This is a genomic window from Sulfurivirga sp., from assembly GCF_015490265.1.
Taxonomy (GTDB): domain Bacteria; phylum Pseudomonadota; class Gammaproteobacteria; order Thiomicrospirales; family Thiomicrospiraceae; genus Sulfurivirga.
In genome coordinates this window covers 1-18657 of record NZ_WFYD01000044.1, presented here as the reverse complement: position 1 = coordinate 18657, position 18657 = coordinate 1, and the positions used below count along the sequence as shown (strand labels likewise).

Sequence of the window (18657 nt, the reverse complement as noted above, 5' to 3'; positions counted from 1 at the left end):
CTTCCCGTCCTCGCCCGATCAGGCACCGGAGGAGATCGCCCGCGCGGCGCTGGAGGCGGCGCGCAAGAGCTTTGCCGATGTGCTCATCGTGGACACCGCCGGTCGCCTGCACATCGACGAAGCGCTGATGACGGAGATCCAGCGTCTGCACGAGGTGCTCAACCCGGCCGAAACCCTGTTCGTGGTGGACGCCATGACCGGTCAGGACGCGGCCAACACCGCCCGGGCCTTCCATGAGGCCCTGCCGCTGACCGGTGTCATCCTTACCAAGGCCGATGGCGATGCACGTGGTGGTGCGGCCCTGTCGATCCGCGAGATCACCGGCAAGCCCATCAAGTTCCTCGGTGTGGGCGAAAAGCTGGACGGACTGGAGCCCTTCCATCCGGACCGCATGGCCGGCCGCATCCTCGGCATGGGCGATGTGCTCTCGCTCATCGAGGAGGCTGAGCGCAAGATCGACAAAAAGAAGGCCGAGAAGTTCGCCCGCAAGGTGCAGAAGACCGGCGAGTTCGATCTGGAGGACTTCCGCGAGCAGCTTGGGCAGATCCACCGCATGGGCGGGCTGGGCGGCCTGATGGGCAAACTGCCGGGCATGGGGCAGTTGGCCGGTCAGGTGGATCCTTCCGTGGCCGAGAAGGAGTTCAAGCGCATGGAGGCGATCATCAATTCCATGACCCTGCAGGAGCGGCGCCATCCGGCCATCATCAAGGGCTCGCGCAAGCGGCGCATCGCCCGCGGGGCGGGCGTGCAGGTGCAGGACGTCAACCGCCTGCTCAAGCAGTTCGAGCAGATGCGCAAGATGATGAAGAAGCTCTCCAAGGGTGGCATGAAAAACCTCATGCGCGGACTGGGCGGCAAGCTGCCCGGGATGGGGGGCGCCGGCGGTCCGGGCGGTCTGCCGGGCATGCCGCCGGGCGGAGGGCTGCCCTTTGGCCGCCGCTGAGCAGATGAAAAAGCGCGCAACGCCCCGTTCGGGGCGTTTTTTGCTCCATGGGCAGGAAAAATCCGGTCCGGCTGCGGCGCGACAGCGGAGCATCCTGTAAAAACAGGGGAGACCCCGTCTCCATGAGGGTTTGAAGGTTGAGCAGGCCATCTCGCAGCTTTACTCACGAGGCCCGCAGGCGCATCCTCTATAGCCTGCTGGCCGTGTTCGTGCTCATCTGGCTGGTGGGCACCTACTCCTTCCTGCAGCAGGTGCGCTCGCTGGCGCATGCGGAACTGACGCTGGTGATGGACCATCTGCGCAGCATGCATGTGGCGAGCCAGTGGGGGCGTGTGCAGGACCACCCGGACAGATGGCCCGATTTTCTGGCGCAGCTGCGCTTTCCCGGCATCCACATGGCGCTGGTGCGTGATGGGCAGGTTGTGGCTCATAACGGCGAAGTGCCAAGGGCGGAAAGCGGACTGTTGACGCCGTGGGCTGCGCTGCTGGCGGGCGAGACGCCCCGCTATGCCGCCTCTTCCACGCTGCCGTTGGATGCCCATACCCGCCTGCACGTCACCGTGGAAGCGTCCTTCTATCTCGATTACTGGCAGTTCATGCGCCGGCCGCTGATGGCCATTACCCTGGCGGGACTGGTGATCATGCTGGTCATCGGCCGCTGGCTTGAGCGCAAGCGGCGGCTGATCGAAACGCTCATCGAGCGGCTGCGCGGGTTTGACCTCCGGCAGATGCCCGGTCGGTGCTGCCGGCAGGCGGCTGAACCGGAGTGCGGGGACGATGGCTGTGACGAGTTCTGTCAGGCGCTGGAGGCGTTCAACCGGCTGTGCCGCCATATGGCCGCTCACCGTGAGGCCCTGATCAAGTATCGTCACCTTCTGGACGCGCTGGGCGAGCCGGTGGTGGAGATGACCTCCGACGGGGAGGTGATTGATGGCAACGAAGTCCTGCAAGGCCTGTTGCAGGCCCGCAGGACCCGCAACTTCATCGATCTGATCCATCCGCAGGATCGCAAGGCCTTCACCGACGCGCTGACCGAGGCGGAGCAGGGGCGCTTTGCTCTGCGGCTGCGGCTGCTCACCCGCCCGGATGACTACGAAGGGCGCTGGCATGAAGGCCGCTTCCTGGTGGAGGTGGGAGAGAATGGGACACGCCTCACCGGCATTCTGCGGGATGTGCATGAGATGCACCTGCAGCAGCAGCGTATCGAGCACATGGCGCTGCATGATGCGCTCACCGGCCTGCCCAACCGCGTGCTGCTGGAAGACCGCATTGACATGGCGCTGGCGCGCATGAGTCGTGAAGGAGGTGGACTGGCGCTGCTGTTCTTCGACCTAGACGGCTTCAAGCGGGTCAACGACACCCTGGGCCATGCCATGGGCGACCGCCTGCTGGAAACCATTGCCCGACGGGTGCGCACCGTGCTGCGGGAGAGTGATACCTTGGCCCGCTGGGGGGGTGACGAGTTCGTGGTGCTGCTTGCGGCAGACGCGCCCTGCGAGGCGGCCCGCACCGTGGCGGAGAAGATTCTGCAGGCCGTGCGGCAGCCGGTGCAGCTGGGGGCGGAAACGGTGACGGTCAGCACGTCCATCGGCGTGGCCTGTGCGCCACAGGATGGCCGGGATGTGGAGACCCTGCTGCGCCGTGCCGATGAAGCGCTCTATGCCGCCAAGGAAACGGGGCGTGATCGTGTCCTCTTCTGGCGCGCGCTGGAGCGTGACGACGCCTGAGGCGCCTTTACAAATGACGAGCGGGTCAGTAAGATACGCCCCGCACATGACGGTGAAGTGGCCGAGAGGCTGAAGGCGCTCCCCTGCTAAGGGAGTATGGGCTTAACAGGCCCATCGAGGGTTCGAATCCCTCCTTCACCGCCATTTTCACGGCTTCGGCCTTGACAGTGCGAAACGGCGCCACTACAATCCGCGCCTATCGAATTCAGCGCTCGTAGCTCAACTGGATAGAGTACCTGGCTACGAACCAGGCGGTTGGAGGTTCGAGTCCTCCCGAGCGCGCCATACACCTCCCGGCCCCGCAAGGTTCCCCCTCCTCCTTGCGGGGCTTTTTCGTTTTGGCTTACAGGCATAAAAAACCCCGCCGTGGCGGGGAGGGATGTCTCATCCTCAGCGTGTCGCTATTTCTGACCATTGGCGTAGTAACGGGCCAGTCTGTCCAGTTCGTCCTCGCTTAGCGCTTCGGTGACGAACCGCATGCCTGCGCCGACGTCATTGTGCCGCCTGCCTTCCTTGAACAGGGTCAGCTGCCGCTTGAGGTAGAGATAGCTCTGTCCTTCAATGCGTGGCACCTCGTTGACGCCACCCTCTCCGTGCGCACCGTGGCAGGCGGCACAGGAAGTCACCAGCCGAGACGGGTCACCGAAACGCACCAGTTTCTCCGTGTGGACATCTCCCTTTTTCACCTTGCGGATGGTTGGCAGCTTCCGGGTGGCGTAATAGGCGGCCAGATCCGCCAGGTCCTGCTTTGTGAAGGTGCGTGCCAGCGCATGCATGCCGTCATCCTTGTGATCCGCCCACCAGAGCCTGGAGCGGAAATCCAGCAAGGTCTTGTAGAGATAGGTTTCATTCTGGGCCGCCAGAGAGGGCGCATTGCGAGAAGGCGCCACGCCCTGGTCGCCGTGACAGGTGTAGCAATAGCCCACCTTGGCCAGCCGGGCACCACGCGTGGCATCTCCGGCCGGCTTCAGGCGCATGGTCTCATACCAGGCTGCCGGGGTCCACTCTCTGATGGAGGGTGTCGTTTCCCCGGCATGTCCTGCCGGCAGGCAGAGCACGCAGATCATCAGGCCTGTCAACGTTTTTTTCATTCCCGTTCTCCTCATTCGAAGATGTCGCGACGGAAGCTGCGCTGCCAGTTTCTGGCGATGCTGGCGCGCAGGGCATTCAGATGCGGGTTGTGCGATGGATTGGCTATCAGCGTCTCCTGTGTGACGATTTTGCCGCCGTGGTAACGGTAGGTGTCCGTCACCGTCATGCCGTAGTCGTCTCCCGCCATGGCCACGCAGTTGTTGGTCCAGAGAGGATTGCCCGGATCCCGTCCCGTCATTTCTCCATGAATGATCTGGGCGATCCATTTGGCCTGGTTTGAGGCCACATAGCCGGTCTTGACCATGGGATCCGCTTCAGCAGCATCACCCAGCACGAATACGTTGGGGTCCTTGCGGCTTCGGAAGTCGTAGGGGTTGACCGGCACCCAGTCACGGCCGAGGGTCAGACCGGTGTCAAAAGCGAAGCGACCGGCCTTCTCTGGCGGAATGATGTTGATCACATCCGCCCGGATGCGCTCTCCGTCTGCAGTGATGACGGTGTGGGCGGCCGGATCCAGCTGTCTGACCGTTCCCCCTTCATGGCTGCCCACCCACTCGATCATGGCGTGGTCGGTGCCATAGCCGAACTTGTCACGCCAGTAGTCTTCATAGTTGGCCTGGAAGATGAAATCCGGCTTGCTGTCCAGAATCAGGATCTTTGCAGTGGGATTGTGCCGTTTGAGCCATGCCGCCATGAAACTTGCCCGTTCGTAGGGCGCGGGTGGGCATCGGTAAGGCATGGGTGGGGCGCTGATGACCACCACACCGCCCGGGCGCATGCTCTGGTAGAGCTTTTTCAGTCGCAGTGTCTGAGGGCCCGCCTTCCACGCATGGGGAAAATCACCCTGTGCCAGCGCTTCCGAGTAGCCTTCCACCGCTTCGTAGATGAACTGGGGGCCAGGAGAGACGGCCAGCCAGTCATAGGGGACCCTGCGGCCGCCAGATGTGAGCACATGGTGTCCCGCGTAGTCGATCTCCACGGCCCGCTCCTGAATGACCTCGGCGCCATAGCGATGACGCAGAGTGTCATAGGTGACGGTCAGATCATCGATGGATACCTCGTCATTGAGCACTTCGTTGCTGCCCGGGCAGAAGATGAAGCGCGGATTGGGCTCGATGACGGTAATGTGAATGTCACGGTTGAGAATGCGCATGTACTTGGCCAGCGCCGCACCGCCAATGCCGCCGCCTACGATCACCAGACGGGGTGCTGCGGCGGCACGGGCGCCATGGGGCAGCGCCAGCGAGGCCGCGCCGGCACCGAACAGTTTGAGAACGTCACGTCGATTCAGCAGCATCGTCATTTCTCCTCGTGCAGCGTTTGTCGGGACCATGGCTGGGCCGGCAGGTTGGAAAAGTAGTCGGCCATGCGCTCGATTTCCTCGCGGCTGTAGGGTTTGGCCACATCGTTCATGACGATGGTGGGGCGTACACCCTGCTTGAATGCCAACATCAGGCGGATGAAGGTATCCCGGTCCATGCCGGCCAGCGGCGGCATGATCTCGTTGAAAAAGGCGCCATGCGTGCCGTGGCAGGCGGAGCAGTTGTCTCCCAGCACCTGTCCGCTGACGGGTTTGTCCTTGGCAAAGGCCTCGGCAGGAGTGAATTCGATGACAGCTGAATCCGCCCACCCCTGACAGGCGATGCAGCTGAGAACAGTCAACAGGATTCGTTTCATGGTCGGTGCCTCCATCAGAAGGTGCGGATGGCCATCAGGCCGAAGTAGCCCAGAGTCCAGAAGATGATCAGGACCAGATTGAACCGGCCCCACAGGTGCATGGTGTCGGATGCCTGATACACCCCCTCGGTCTTGCCGGCCTTCCAGGCCACGGTCAGAAGATAGCCCAGCGTGGAGGCGCCCAGGACCAGGAAGGTGAATCCGAATACGCCTGTGGTGAACCAGTCCAGGTTGACCTTGTAGTCCATGAAGTCGTAGTAGGGAATGATGGCGTAATAGCGCACCATCTCCCGGCCGATAGCCACCAGCAGCATGCCGAGGGTGGCGCCCAGCACCGGGCGGTAACCACAGCGAAAGGCCCGGTTGCGGGCACGCAGGGCGATCACGCCCGGCAGCAGGGTAGCCGCCAGCCACAGCAGCGCCCAGATTGAGGAGCGATAGGCGCTCAGCTTCTCCGGCAGAGAGGCGAAATAGGCCACCAGCAGCGCTGCGGCCATCACGCTGCCCCACAGTGCCCAGCGGGCCCCCAGCTGATAGACGAAATCCAGCCAGGCGTGATCCTGATCCCGGCGGGTGGACCAGTAGGTGGCATAGGCCATCATGTAGGCACCGGTGATCGGAACGGACAATGCCAGCCAGTAGCCGAAACGCCACAGGTTGAAATCATGCAGCCGGGTGCCGCTGTTGTCGATATGTCCCCCGGGTGCATACCAGTTGAGCCACTGTTCCGGGGAGAGGGTCTGATAGGAGAGACTGTGCATGATGAAACCGGCCAGCACATAGCCGGCGCCCGCTACGATGATGGACCAGATGGCCCGGGCACGCTGCGGGTTTTCCTTATTGCGGAAATAGAATACGTAGTGGGCTGAATAGGCCACGATGAGAATCAGGATGAAGCCGATCACCCAGTAGGCGGAGAGCACGTTGGAGGTGTACCACATGGGATCGTAGTACACCTGTACCGCCAGCAGTGGCGCCACACCGAGCACAATGGCTGCCGAAACGGCAATCTTGCTCACGTTGGCCATGGCATAGGCCAGCCGCTGCCAGTACGGGGTGTTCCGGTGCAGCCCCCACAGTGCCACGGCAATACCACCCAGCACCAGCGCCACGGCGAAAAAGTGCATGGCCCAGGTCAGAATGCCTACTCCGAAGAACGCCCATGGATAGAAGGGCAGTCCTGCCGGGTCGCGCAGGGCGTAGAGCATGTCATGAATGCTATTGATATCCATCGCTTCCATGGTTGTGTCTCCTGTCAGTGTGCGTGCGCGTTCAGATCGGCCAGATAGGCGGCCAGGGCATCCAGTTCAGCCGGTTTCAGCGGGATGCGAGGCATGTACATGATGTTGCCGGCCACCACGGTGCCCTGCAGGTAACGCTTGATGCGCGCCACATCGGTGACACCGCCCAGGTAGTCGGTCAGCGGGCGGATGCCTTCGGTGCGGGTTACCTGATGGCAGTTGGAGCACATGATGATGGCGATCTGGCGGCCTACCTCCAGCCGGTTTTCATCCGTAATGGTGCGGTAGTTTTCCGGCAGGAAGGGGTGCACCTTGAGAATGCCCTTTTCGGCCACCTTTGGCAGTTCGGCATGGATGTCCATACCCGGCACATCCCGCGCAATGATCTGGTTGGAATAGACATACTGGCCGGCCACATAGGGTTTGCGCATGGATTCACGGGTGATCTCTGTCGGGAACAGGCCCATGAAGGTGACGACCACGAGCATGATGCTGGCCAGCACGGGGTTGAGAATGCGGGTGTTGAACAGCGTGGTCAGGAAATAGATCACCATCAGTCCGTAACTGGTCACGACGGCCGGGTAGAACCAGCCGGGCATGCGGTTGCGGAACACCTCCACGGCGTTTTCCGGAATGGTGTGCAGATACCAGAAGTAGAACACGAACATGATCACCGATCCCAGCAGGCCGAAGGCGGCGAGTTTGCGCAGCACTTCCCGTTTCAGTTCAGCATCCTTGAAGGCGGAAGCGACGATGCTGCCCACCACGGCGGTGATGGCCATGGCGAAACCTGTGCGGATCAGCAGCTGGGCGAAGGTGTTGGGGCCGAAGAAAGAGTAGAAGGTGCCGCCTTTGGCAAACCACTCGGGACTGCCCGGCCACATCATGAAGGAGAGAATGCCCAGAATGAGCATCATGGTGGCATAGGAGGCGCCGGCAAAGATGAAGGCCACCAGCGTGTGGGTGCGTTTATCCACCTTGCCGACCAGATAGATCAGCATGTAGACCCCGACTACCTCGATGACGAAGAAGACCCATTCTGTCGCCCATTTCCACACGAAAGAGTGAATGAGGGCGGAGATTCCCTTCGGACTGCCCACGGTAGTGGAATACCAGATACCGGGTCCGGTAATCGACCCCATTACATAGGAGAAGATCAGCAGGAAGAGTCCATAGCGTTTGACAAAGGTCAGAAGTTCGGGCCGATCTTCCCTGTAGGCCTTGTTGATCAGCCAGGCAAAAAAGATCGCCGCACCTACCGAGGCGTGAGAAAAGACCACGTGGATTGTGGCGATCAGAGCGATCCAGTAGCCTGACCCCATGGCCGGGTCGTACCATGTGGGATAGAGCGCTATCCAGTCCATATCGGATTCCTCCATTAAAAAATTTGAGCCCGAAAAAGTGTGATGAAAATGGTATGGACTGGAATGCCATATTGGAAATTAAAGGTTTATGTGCTTTTTGATAAGTGCGTCTTATGAATACATAAATATTACAAATGACGTGGAAAATATGAGCAGGGGGATTTTGAATAGTGTGGTCAGTCAATGTCGAGAATCTTGTGCAGCTGCAGGCTCAGTTTCCACTGAGGGTGCCGCAGGCACCAGGCCAGCGCTGCGCGGGTGTTGACTTCGATGTCCGGCCCGTCCATGGGCTGAAGATAGAAATGGTCGAACGAGAGGTGAGCCACCTTTTCAGGGGGTAGCTCCGGCTGGGGATAGACCAGCTTGAGCTCGTTGCCATGGGTCTGCTTCAGCGGGGCACCGGCCTTGGGGCTGACGCAGAGCCAGTCGATCTCATCAGGCGCTTCAATGGTGCCGTTGGTTTCCACGGCGATTTCAAAGTCGGCGGCGTGAAGTGCCCTGATGAGTGCCGCGTCCACCTGCAGCAGCGGCTCGCCCCCCGTGAGCACCACGAAAGGCGATATGTCCGGGTCGGGCCAGAAGGTGAGCAGGTGTCGGGTGAGCGCCTCGGCGCTGTCGAACACGCCGCCGTTCTGCCCGTCGGTGCCGACGAAATCCGTATCGCAGAAGCGGCAGATGGCGTGGGCACGGTCCTTTTCCAGCCCCGTCCACAGGTTGCAGTGGCTGAAGCGGCAGAAGATGGCCGGGCGGCCGCTGTGAAATCCCTCACCCTGCAGCGAGTAGAACACTTCCTTGATGCGGTAGGCCATCGGCGGGCTCCGGAAAGGGAAAGCCACATTTTACTGCTATAATTTCCCGATTAACCATCCGTTAAGAGCAACAGGCCATGGCAGGAAAGACCCTTTACGACAAGCTCTGGGACGAACATGTGGTGCGTCAGGAGGAAGACGGCACCGCGCTGATCTACATCGACCGGCATCTGCTGCACGAAGTGACCTCGCCGCAGGCGTTCGAGGGCCTGCGCCTGGCCGGTCGCAAGCCGTGGCGGGTGGACGCCAATCTGGCCACGCCGGATCACAATGTGCCCACCACGGAACTCAAGGGCGGGCCGGAAACCATCGAAGATCCCATTTCCCGCATTCAGGTGCTGACGCTGGACAGGAACGCGAAGGAGTTCGGCATTCTGGAGTTCCCCATGGGTGATCCCCGTCAGGGCATCGTGCACGTGGTGGGGCCGGAAGAGGGGGCGACCCTGCCGGGCATGACCGTGGTGTGCGGCGACTCCCACACCTCTACCCATGGCGCGCTGGGCTGTCTGGCCCACGGCATCGGCACCTCCGAGGTGGAGCATGTGCTGGCCACCCAGTGTCTGATCCAGAAGAAGATGAAGAACATGCTCATCAAGGTGGACGGGCAGCTGCAGCCGGGCGTGGGACCGAAGGATGTGATCCTCTACATCATCCGCGAGATCGGCACCGCCGGCGGCACCGGCTACGCCATCGAGTTCGGCGGGCAGGTGTTCCGTGACATGTCCATCGAAGGGCGCATGACCGTGTGCAACATGGCCATCGAGGCGGGCGCGCGTGCCGGCATGGTGGCGGTGGACGAGAAGACCATCGAGTATGTGAAGGGGCGTCCCTTTGCGCCCACCGGCGAGCTGTGGGACAAGGCGGTGGAACACTGGAAGACGCTTCACTCCGACCCGGATGCCGAATTCGATGTGGTCATCGAGTTCGACGGCTCGCAGATCAAGCCGCAGGTGAGCTGGGGCACCTCGCCTGAGATGGTCATCGACATCGACGGCACCGTGCCCAACCCGGATCATGAGAGCGATCCGGTCAAGGCCAACGGCATGCGCCGTGCGCTGGAATACATGGGTCTGGAAGCGGGCATGAAGGCCACCGACATTCCGGTGGATTATGTCTTCATCGGCTCCTGCACCAACTCCCGCATCGAGGATCTGCGCGCCGCCGCCGAGGTGGTCAGGGGGCGCAAGGTGTCCGACCGGGTGGAGCAGGCGCTGGTGGTGCCCGGCTCCGGTCTGGTCAAGAAGCAGGCGGAAGAGGAAGGGCTGGATGTCATCTTCAAGGAGGCCGGCTTCGAGTGGCGCAATCCCGGCTGTTCCATGTGTCTGGCCATGAACGCCGACCGTCTGCCGCCGAAGAAGCACTGTGCTTCCACGTCCAACCGCAATTTCGAAGGCAGGCAGGGGGCGGGCGGGCGCACCCATCTGGTCAGCCCGCAGATGGCGGCGGCAGCGGCCATCGCCGGTCATTTCGTCGATGTGCGTGAATTTCTGTAAGGAGGCCCGGTCATGGAAAAGTTCGGACGTCTGACCGCCATCGTGGCCCCGCTGGACCGGGCCAATGTGGACACGGATGCCATCATTCCCAAGCAGTTTCTCAAGTCGATCCGGCGTACCGGCTTCGGCCCCAACCTGTTTGACGAGTGGCGCTATCTGGATGTGGGTGAGCCGGGGCAGGACTGCAGCAACCGTCCGCTCAACCCGGATTTCGTCCTCAACCAGCCCCGCTATCAGGGGGCGAAGATCCTGCTGGCGCGGGAGAACTTCGGCTGCGGCTCCAGTCGGGAGCACGCCCCCTGGGCGCTGAAGGACTATGGCTTCGATGTGATCATCGCCCCCAGCTTCGCCGAGATTTTCTTCAACAACTGCTTCAAGAACGGCATTCTGCCCATCGTGCTGCCGGAAGAGACGGTGGATCAGCTGTTCAAGGAGGTGGAGGCGCAGGAGGGCTACATGCTCACCGTGGATCTGGAGGCACAGACATTGACCAGGCCCGACGGTGAGGTGATCCGCTTCGAGGTGGACCCCTTCCGGCGCCACTGCCTGCTGGAGGGGCTGGATGACATCGGGCTGACGCTGCAGCACGCTGATGAGATCCGCGCCTATGAGGAGCGGCGCAAGCAGGAGGCGCCGTGGCTGTTCATGCACCTGCGCGAGATTGCGGAAAAGTACAACCAGATCTGAGGATGAAGGAATGAGCAAGAAGGTTCTGATTCTGCCCGGTGATGGCATCGGCCCGGAAATCACCGCCCAGGCGGTCAAGGTGCTCAACCGTCTGAAGGAAGAGGGCGCGCTGGACATCGAGATGCAGGAAGGCCTGGTGGGCGGTGCCGCCTATGACGAGACCGGCTCGCCGCTGCCGGAGGAGACCATGGCCGCCGCACGGGAGGCGGATGCCATTCTGCTGGGCGCCGTGGGCGGGCCGCAGTATGACAGCCTGCCGCGGGACAAGCGTCCGGAAAAGGGGCTTCTGGGTCTGCGTTCCGGGCTGGAGCTGTTCGCCAACCTGCGCCCCGCCATGCTCTATCCACAGCTGGCCCATGCCTCCAGCCTCAAGCCGGAGGTGGTCAGCGGGCTGGACATCCTCATCGTGCGTGAGCTGACCGGCGGTATCTACTTCGGCCAGCCGCGCGGCATCCGCACGCTGGATAATGGCGAGCGCGAGGGTTTCAACACCTACGTCTATTCCGAGTCGGAGATCCGCCGCATTGCCCATGTCGCCTTCCAGGCGGCGCAGAAGCGCAATAATAAAGTCACCTCCATTGACAAGTCCAACGTGCTGGAGGTGACCGAGCTGTGGAAGGAAGTGGTCACCGAGGTGGCGAAGGAGTATCCCGACGTGGAGCTGGAGCACATGCTGGTGGACAACGCCGCCATGCAGCTGGTGCGCTGGCCCAAGCAGTTCGACGTGATGCTCACCGGCAACATGTTCGGCGACATCCTCTCCGACGAGGCGTCCATGCTGACCGGCTCCATCGGCATGCTGCCGTCGGCCTCCCTCAACAGCGAGAACAAGGGCATGTACGAGCCGTCCCACGGCTCGGCGCCGGACATCGCCGGTCAGGACATCGCCAACCCGCTGGCCACCATTCTCTCCGCCGCCATGATGCTGCGCTACTCGCTGGGCGCGCCGGAGCTTGCGGATCGCATCGAGCAGGCGGTGAGCAAAGTGCTGGATCAGGGGCTGCGCACCGCCGACATCTGGACGGAGGGCACCGAGAAGGTGAGCTGCTCCGCCATGGGCGATGCGGTGGTGGCGGCCCTGTAAGCCTTCATGAAGAACCACTTCACCATTACCATCAGTGACGCCCACGGCGCGCGTCACTACACCTTCAACCAGCTGGTGAAGCGGTTCTTCTGGTGGGGGCTGGTGGCGCTGGCGGTGCTGGTGCTGCTGAGCGTCACCTACATGATGCTGCTCAACCACGAGGTGGAGCTGCTGCATCAGCGCCGCGAGGCGGCCGTGCAGCGCTACGAGCAGACGCTGGGGCGGCTGGCGCAGATGCTCTCGGCGCTGCAGCAGCGCAACAACGCCCTCAGTGCCCAGCTGGAAGAGAAGGGGGCGCGTCTGGCCCAGCTGGATGCTTCGGTCAAGGCCATCGAGGCCATGCTGGGCGCGGCGCCGGCGGCGGAGCTGCCGTTGGAGGCGCGCATCGCCCGGGTGCATGTGGATGCGGGCACCAAGCGCTACCTGCTGCAGGTGATCCCCAATGGCCATCCGGTGCTGCGCTTCGTGGGCATCTCCTCCCGTTTCGGCTGGCGCAAGCATCCCGTCACGGGAAACAGGGAGTTCCACAAGGGGCTGGACTACCGGGGCAGAACGGGTGACAAGGTGATCGCCACCGCTGATGGCGTGGTGGAATATGCCGGTTATCACAAGGCGAGCGGTTACGGCAAGATGGTGCTGCTGGATCACGCCTTCGGCTTCCGCTCCCTGTATGGGCATCTGAGCAAGGTGCTGGTCAAGAACGGCGAGGTGGTGCACAAGGGGCAGGTGATCGGCCTGATGGGCAACACGGGGCTGTCCACCGGCTCCCACCTGCATTATCAGCTGTCGTTCATCCAGCGGGCGCTGGATCCCCGGCCGTTCACCCACTGGACGCTGCAGGACTTCCGTTCCATTTTCAAACAGGTGAGGCAAGTGCCATGGGACTCTTTGGCAAATCAGGCCAGCAGGTACGTAAGGGAACTGGCGCCACCGTCATCGCCGAAGGCAGCGTCATCCGCGGAGAAATAGAGGGGCTCAAGGGGCCGCTCTATGTGGAGGGCACCGTCGAAGGGCTGGTGGTCTCCGAGGCGGAGGTGATCGTCGGCCCGCGTGGCCGCATTGATGGCGCCGTCAAGGCGAAGCATCTGGTGGTCAATGGCGAGGTGGACGGCCGTGTGGTGTGCGAGCAGCTGGACATCATGGCTGCCGGCACGGTGCGGGGTGAGCTGCACACCGGACGCATGACCATTGAGGAGGGTGGGCGTTTCCTCGGTCAGAGCATGGATCTGGGTGAGGCGGGCGACATCACCGTGCTGGAGCTGAACCTGGTGGCGCCGGAACGGGTGGCCGCGCTGGGTCGGCAGCCGGAGCAGGTGGCCACGGTGGTGGAGGAAGAGGAAAAAGCCTCCCGCTGACGGGGTCTCCCCCAATTTTGCGGGATGCGTGTGCGGCCCGCTGCGGCACGTTCGGAAAAATCCCCATCAGGCATGGGTTTGAAGCGAATTTGAGGCAATTTCGAGGATTTTGACATGGCAGAGAAGCTGTACGACGTGGCGGTGGCCGGTGCGACCGGCGCCGTAGGTGAGACCATCCTGCGCGTGCTGGAGGAGCGCAAGTTCCCGGTGCGCAATCTCTATCCGCTGGCCTCCAGCCGCTCCGCCGGCAAGAAGGTGGAGTTCAACGGCAGCTGGGTGGAGGTGCTGGACATGGAAACCTTCGACTTCTCGAAGGCGCAGATCGGTCTGTTCTCGCCGGGGGCCAGCGTCTCCAAAATCTATGCGCCCAGGGCGGCGGCCGCAGGCTGCGTGGTGGTGGACAACACTTCCCAGTTCCGCTACGACGACGACATCCCGCTGGTGGTGCCGGAGGTGAACCCTGATGCGGTGGCCGGCTACAAAAACCGCGGCATCATCGCCAACCCCAACTGCTCCACCATTCAGATGCTGGTGGCGCTCAAGCCTATCTACGATGCGGTGGGCATCGAGCGCATCAACGTGGCCACCTATCAGGCGGTGTCCGGCTCCGGCAAGGAGGCCATTGAGGAGCTGGCCACCCAGACGGCCAACCTGCTCAACCTGAAACCGGTGGAGGCGAAGGTCTATCCCAAGCAGATCGCCTTCAACTGCATTCCCCAGATCGACGTCTTCCAGGACAACGGCTACACCAAGGAAGAGATGAAGATGGTGTGGGAGACGCGCAAGATCATGGGCGATGACACCATTCAGGTGAACCCCACCGCCGTGCGCGTGCCGGTGTTCTATGGCCACAGCGAGGCGATCCACATCGAGACCCGTGACAAGATCACCGCCGAGGAGGCCCGCGCCCTGCTGGAGAAGGCCCCCGGCGTTGTGGTGGTGGATGAGCGCACCGAAGGCGGCTATCCCACCGCCATTGACGCGGCGGATACCGATCCGGTCTATGTGGGCCGCATCCGCGAGGACATCTCCCATCCGCGCGGGCTGAACCTGTGGGTGGTGGCCGACAATGTGCGCAAGGGCGCGGCCACCAACACGGTGCAGATCGCCGAGCTGCTGATCGAGAAATATCTGTAAAGGCCTGCGACGGATGGCGCGCTACGCGCTGGGCATCGAATATGACGGCAGCGGCTATTGCGGCTGGCAGCATCAGGACCACTGCCGGGCCGTGCAGACGCAGGTAGAGACGGCCCTGTCCCGCATCGCCGCGGCACCGGTGCAGGTGCGCTGCGCCGGACGCACCGACACCGGCGTGCATGCGCTCAACCAGGTGGTGCACTTCGACACCGACGCCCGCCGTCCTGATCGTGCCTGGGTGGATGGCGCCAATACCCATCTGCCCGATGATGTGCGCATCCGCTGGGTGAAGCCGGTGGCCGGCGACTTCGACGCCCGCTTCAGTGCCATGGCCCGCCAGTACCGCTATGTCATCTACAACGACACCACCCCCTCGGCGCTCCTGCGCGGGCGGGTGACGCCGGTGCGAGACCCGCTGGATGCTTCCCGCATGCACCGGGCGGCGCAGGCGCTCATCGGCGAGCATGATTTCTCCAGCTTTCGCGCCGCCGGCTGTCAGGCGAAGCATCCGCGCCGCAATGTGCAGTGGATTCGGGTGAGCCGGCAGGGGGCGCTGGTGCTGGTTGACATCCGCGCCAACGCCTTTCTGCACCACATGGTGCGCAATATCGTCGGCAGCCTCATCCGCGTCGGCACCGGCGAACGGCCGGAGAACTGGATGGGCGAGCTGCTGGCACTGCGGGACCGCACGCAGGCGGCGGAAACCGCTCCGGCGCAGGGGCTCTATTTCGTCACCGCCATCTACCCGCCGGCGCTGGCCATTCCTGAACGGCAGCCCGACTGCGTGGTGTGGCAATGTGGAGGTGCATCGTGAGAACGCGCATCAAGATCTGCGGCATCACCCGCCCTGAGGACGCCCTTGCCGCTGCCGAGGCGGGGGCGGACGCCATCGGACTGGTCTTCTATGACAGAAGTCCCAGGGCGGTGGATATTGCCGAGGCGTGGGAGGTGGTGGACGTTCTGCCACCCTTTGTCACCACCGTGGGGCTGTTCGTGGATCCCGCCGAGGATTTCGTGGAAACCGTGCTCACCGAGGTGCCGCTGGATCTGCTCCAGTTTCACGGCAACGAGCCCCCTGAATTCTGCGCCCGATTCGGTCAGCCGTTCATCAAGGCGGTGCGCATGAAGCCCGAAACGGATCTGGACGCGCTGGCCCGGCGCTACCATGAGGCGCAGGGGCTGCTGCTGGATACCTTCCGCCCCGGCGTACCCGGCGGCACCGGCGAGGCATTCGACTGGTCGCTGGCACGCACGGACATCGACCTGCCGGTGATCCTCGCCGGCGGGCTGACGCCCGGGAATGTGGCCGACGCCATCCGTCAGGTGCGGCCCTGGGGGGTGGACGTCAGCGGGGGCGTGGAAAGGGAAAAGGGCATCAAGGATTCAGGTAAAATTGTTCAATTCACCGCAGCAGTCAACAGGGCGGACACCGATTCATGACCATTGATTACAGCCAGTTTCCCGACACGCGCGGCCATTTCGGCCCTTACGGCGGCATCTTCGCGCCGGAGACGCTCATGGCGGCGCTGGAGGAGCTAAAGCAGCAGTATCACACCCTCAAGCGGGACCCGCAGTTCTGGGCCGAGCTGGACGCCGACCTGCGCGACTATGTGGGTCGGCCCTCGCCGCTCTATTTCGCCGAGCGGCTGACCGAGGCCTGGGGCGGGGCGAAGATCTACCTCAAGCGCGAGGACCTCAACCATACCGGCGCCCACAAGGTGAACAACACCATCGGACAGGCGCTGCTGGCCCGCAGGCTGGGCAAGACGCGCATCATCGCCGAGACCGGCGCCGGCCAGCACGGCGTGGCCTCCGCCACCGTGGCGGCGCGACTGGGGCTGGAGTGCGTGGTCTACATGGGCGCGGACGATGTGGCCCGTCAGGCCCCCAATGTGGCGCGCATGAAGATGCTCGGCGCCGAGGTGGTGCCGGTCACCTCCGGCACGCGCACGCTCAAGGACGCGCTCAACGAGGCCATGCGCGACTGGGTCACCCATGTGGACGACACCTTCTACATCATCGGCACCGTGGCCGGTCCGCACCCCTATCCGGAAATGGTGCGCGACTTCCAGGCGGTCATCGGTCGCGAGGCCCGGCAGCAGATTCTGGAGAAGACGGGGCGCCTGCCGGACGCGCTGGTGGCCTGTGTGGGCGGCGGATCCAACGCCATCGGTCTGTTCTATGAGTTCCTGCCGGATGAGGAAGTGGCCCTCTACGGTGTGGAGGCGGCCGGGCACGGACTGGAGACCGGCCAGCACGCCGCGCCGCTGTGCGCCGGTCGGCCGGGCGTGCTGCACGGCAACCGCACCTATCTGATGCAGGATGACAACGGCCAGATCCTCGGCACTCACTCCATTTCCGCCGGGCTGGATTACCCCGGCGTGGGACCGGAGCACGCCTGGCTGAAGGACATCGGCCGCGCCAACTACGTGGCGGTGACCGACGAGGAGGCGCTGGACGCCTGCCGTGACCTGACCCGGCTGGAAGGCATCCTGCCGGCGCTGGAATCCAGCCACGCGCTGGCGTACGCGAAGAAGCTGGCGCCCGAGCTGGGGGCGGAGCGCATGATGATCGTCAATCTGTCCGGTCGGGGGGACAAGGACATGAAGACCCTGGCCGCCGTAGAAGGGTTTGAATACTGATGAGCCGCATTGCAGCAACCTTCGACCGTCTGCGCGCAGAAGGGCGCACGGCGCTGATTCCCTACATCACCGCGGGCGATCCCCATCCGGACTGCACCGTCGCCATGATGCACGCGCTGGTGGAGGCGGGCGCCGACCTGATCGAACTGGGCGTGCCCTTTTCCGACCCCATGGCGGACGGTCCGGTGATCCAGAAGGCCACCGAGCGGGCGCTGGCCCACGGCACCTCGCTGGCGCAGGTGCTGGAGATGGTGGAGACCTTCCGGCAGAAGGATCAGGACACCCCCATCGTGCTGATGGGCTATGACAATCCGGTGGAGGCCATGGGCTATGCGCCCTTCGCCCTGCGTGCGCGCGAGGCGGGCGTGGATGGCGTGCTGACGGTGGACATGCCGCCGGAGGAGGCCGTCGACGGCTATCTGGAGGCGCTGGCCGCCGAAGGGCTGGACCGCATCTTTCTGGTGGCGCCCACCACGCCGGAAAGCCGCCTGCAGGCGGTGGAGGCGGAGGGTAGCGGCTTCGTCTATTACGTCTCCCTCAAGGGGGTCACCGGCGCCGACGCGCTGGATGTGCAGGACGTGGCCGAACATGTGGCCGTGCTGAAACGGCGCATGAACCGGCCGGTGGGCATCGGTTTCGGCATCCGTGATGGCGAACGGGCCTACGAGATGGCCAGACTGGGCGATGCCGTCATCGTCGGGTCGGCGCTGGTCAGAGAGATGGAATCCATGGTGGGCGCGCCCTGCGAGCAGGTGACCGCGCGCCTGAAAGAGGCGCTGGCGCCTTTCCGCGCCGGCGTGGACCGGGCTGACAGGGAGCAGTCGTCATGAACTGGTTTGATCGCATTCTGCCCAGCATCAAGCGGGCGACGGAGCGCAAGCGCTCCATTCCGGAGGGGCTGTGGGTCAAGTGTCCCAAGTGTGAGAATGTGCTCTACCGCGCCGAGCTGGAGCGCAACCTGCATGTGTGCCCCAAGTGCGGCCATCACATGCGCATCGGCGCGCGTGAACGCCTCAAGCACCTGTTCGACGCGGGTACGGCGCAGGAGATCGCCGCCGAAGTGTCCCCCATTGACATTCTCGGTTTCCGCGACCAGAAGAAGTACAGGGACCGCATCAGTCAGGCCCAGAAGGCCACCGGCGAGAAGGACGCGCTGATCATGATGGTGGGCGATGTGGAAGGTCTGCAGATGGTCGCCGGCGCCTTCGAGTTCAAGTTCATGGGCGGTTCCATGGGCTCCGTGGTGGGCGAGAAGTTCGTCCGTGGCGTCAACAAGGCGCTGGAGCTGCAATGTCCCTTTGTGGTCTTCTCTGCCTCCGGCGGCGCCCGTATGCAGGAGTCGCTGTTCTCCCTGATGCAGATGGCCAAGACCTCCGCGGCGCTGGGGCGCCTGCGCGAGGCGGGAC

19 protein-coding genes and 2 tRNA genes are annotated in these 18657 nt (G+C 63.4%); 15 read left to right on the top strand and 6 right to left on the bottom strand.

The genetic code is table 11. The features are described from left to right. The 4 genes from F8K16_RS03195 to F8K16_RS03180 form a co-directional block, all read left to right on the top strand. The coding region (locus tag F8K16_RS03195; protein WP_367122697.1) for a signal recognition particle protein at window positions 1–943 on the top strand (943 nt) is incomplete at its 5' end. A gap of 137 nt (window positions 944–1080) precedes the next feature. Next, window positions 1081–2670, top strand: a complete 1590-nt coding sequence (locus tag F8K16_RS03190) for a diguanylate cyclase (protein ID WP_294946844.1) — start codon at window positions 1081–1083, stop codon at window positions 2668–2670. Window positions 2671–2721: 51 nt separating this feature from the next. Next, window positions 2722–2814, top strand: a tRNA-Ser gene (locus F8K16_RS03185). Window positions 2815–2878: 64 nt separating this feature from the next. Further along, window positions 2879–2955: transfer RNA gene (locus F8K16_RS03180), tRNA-Arg, on the top strand. A gap of 116 nt (window positions 2956–3071) precedes the next feature. Here F8K16_RS03180 and F8K16_RS03175 read toward each other — a convergent pair. The 6 genes from F8K16_RS03175 to queE all read right to left on the bottom strand — a co-directional run bounded on the left by F8K16_RS03175 (window position 3072) and on the right by queE (window position 8853). After that, complete coding sequence (locus F8K16_RS03175; RefSeq protein ID WP_294946841.1) at window positions 3072–3761, bottom strand: c-type cytochrome; 690 nt, start codon at window positions 3759–3761, stop codon at window positions 3072–3074. A gap of 11 nt (window positions 3762–3772) precedes the next feature. Beyond that, the gene (locus F8K16_RS03170; RefSeq protein WP_294946838.1) at window positions 3773–5059 is read right to left on the bottom strand and encodes an FCSD flavin-binding domain-containing protein; all 1287 of its coding nucleotides are present in this window, start codon (window positions 5057–5059) and stop codon (window positions 3773–3775) included. 2 nt (window positions 5060–5061) lie between these two features. Further along, window positions 5062–5439, bottom strand: coding sequence for a hypothetical protein (locus F8K16_RS03165; protein ID WP_294946835.1), 378 nt, complete (start codon window positions 5437–5439; stop codon window positions 5062–5064). A gap of 14 nt (window positions 5440–5453) precedes the next feature. Then, complete coding sequence (locus F8K16_RS03160; RefSeq protein ID WP_294946832.1) at window positions 5454–6680, bottom strand: hypothetical protein; 1227 nt, start codon at window positions 6678–6680, stop codon at window positions 5454–5456. A 14-nt stretch (window positions 6681–6694) separates the two neighbouring features. Then, window positions 6695–8044 (bottom strand): cytochrome c, encoded by a 1350-nt coding sequence (locus F8K16_RS03155; RefSeq protein ID WP_294946830.1) that lies wholly within the window; start codon window positions 8042–8044, stop codon window positions 6695–6697. Window positions 8045–8220: 176 nt separating this feature from the next. Beyond that, window positions 8221–8853, bottom strand: coding sequence for a 7-carboxy-7-deazaguanine synthase (queE, locus tag F8K16_RS03150; protein ID WP_294946827.1), 633 nt, complete (start codon window positions 8851–8853; stop codon window positions 8221–8223). Window positions 8854–8930: 77 nt separating this feature from the next. Between queE and leuC the strand changes: the two genes are divergently transcribed. From leuC to F8K16_RS03095, 11 genes are all read left to right on the top strand, one after another. Continuing rightward, the gene (gene leuC, locus F8K16_RS03145) at window positions 8931–10346 is read left to right on the top strand and encodes a 3-isopropylmalate dehydratase large subunit (RefSeq protein WP_294946824.1); all 1416 of its coding nucleotides are present in this window, start codon (window positions 8931–8933) and stop codon (window positions 10344–10346) included. Window positions 10347–10358: 12 nt separating this feature from the next. After that, complete coding sequence (gene leuD / locus F8K16_RS03140) at window positions 10359–11033, top strand: 3-isopropylmalate dehydratase small subunit (RefSeq protein ID WP_294946823.1); 675 nt, start codon at window positions 10359–10361, stop codon at window positions 11031–11033. Window positions 11034–11043: 10 nt separating this feature from the next. After that, entirely contained in the window at window positions 11044–12117 is a 1074-nt protein-coding gene (gene leuB, locus F8K16_RS03135; protein WP_294946821.1) for a 3-isopropylmalate dehydrogenase, read from the top strand. Window positions 12118–12123: 6 nt separating this feature from the next. Next, window positions 12124–13086, top strand: a complete 963-nt coding sequence (locus tag F8K16_RS03130) for a peptidoglycan DD-metalloendopeptidase family protein (protein WP_294946818.1) — start codon at window positions 12124–12126, stop codon at window positions 13084–13086. Continuing rightward, entirely contained in the window at window positions 12996–13472 is a 477-nt protein-coding gene (locus F8K16_RS03125) for a polymer-forming cytoskeletal protein (protein WP_294946815.1), read from the top strand. The genes F8K16_RS03130 and F8K16_RS03125 overlap by 91 nt, the downstream gene beginning before the upstream one ends. A 114-nt stretch (window positions 13473–13586) precedes the next feature. Then, window positions 13587–14609, top strand: coding sequence for an aspartate-semialdehyde dehydrogenase (locus F8K16_RS03120; RefSeq protein WP_294946812.1), 1023 nt, complete (start codon window positions 13587–13589; stop codon window positions 14607–14609). 13 nt (window positions 14610–14622) lie between these two features. Then, the gene (gene truA, locus F8K16_RS03115) at window positions 14623–15423 is read left to right on the top strand and encodes a tRNA pseudouridine(38-40) synthase TruA (protein WP_294946809.1); all 801 of its coding nucleotides are present in this window, start codon (window positions 14623–14625) and stop codon (window positions 15421–15423) included. Further along, on the top strand, window positions 15420–16049 hold the full coding sequence (locus tag F8K16_RS03110; RefSeq protein ID WP_294946806.1) for a phosphoribosylanthranilate isomerase: 630 nt from the start codon (window positions 15420–15422) through the stop codon (window positions 16047–16049). The genes truA and F8K16_RS03110 overlap by 4 nt, the downstream gene beginning before the upstream one ends. Continuing rightward, window positions 16046–17251, top strand: a complete 1206-nt coding sequence (trpB, locus tag F8K16_RS03105) for a tryptophan synthase subunit beta (protein ID WP_294946803.1) — start codon at window positions 16046–16048, stop codon at window positions 17249–17251. Before F8K16_RS03110 ends, trpB begins: the two co-directional genes overlap by 4 nt. Beyond that, window positions 17251–18081 carry a tryptophan synthase subunit alpha gene (gene trpA / locus F8K16_RS03100; RefSeq protein ID WP_294946800.1) on the top strand — a complete coding sequence of 277 codons (831 nt, stop codon included), beginning with the start codon at window positions 17251–17253 and terminating at the stop codon, window positions 18079–18081. Before trpB ends, trpA begins: the two co-directional genes overlap by 1 nt. Then, on the top strand, window positions 18078–18657 hold a 580-nt coding region (locus F8K16_RS03095), incomplete at its 3' end, for an acetyl-CoA carboxylase carboxyltransferase subunit beta (RefSeq protein ID WP_294946797.1). The genes trpA and F8K16_RS03095, both read left to right, overlap by 4 nt.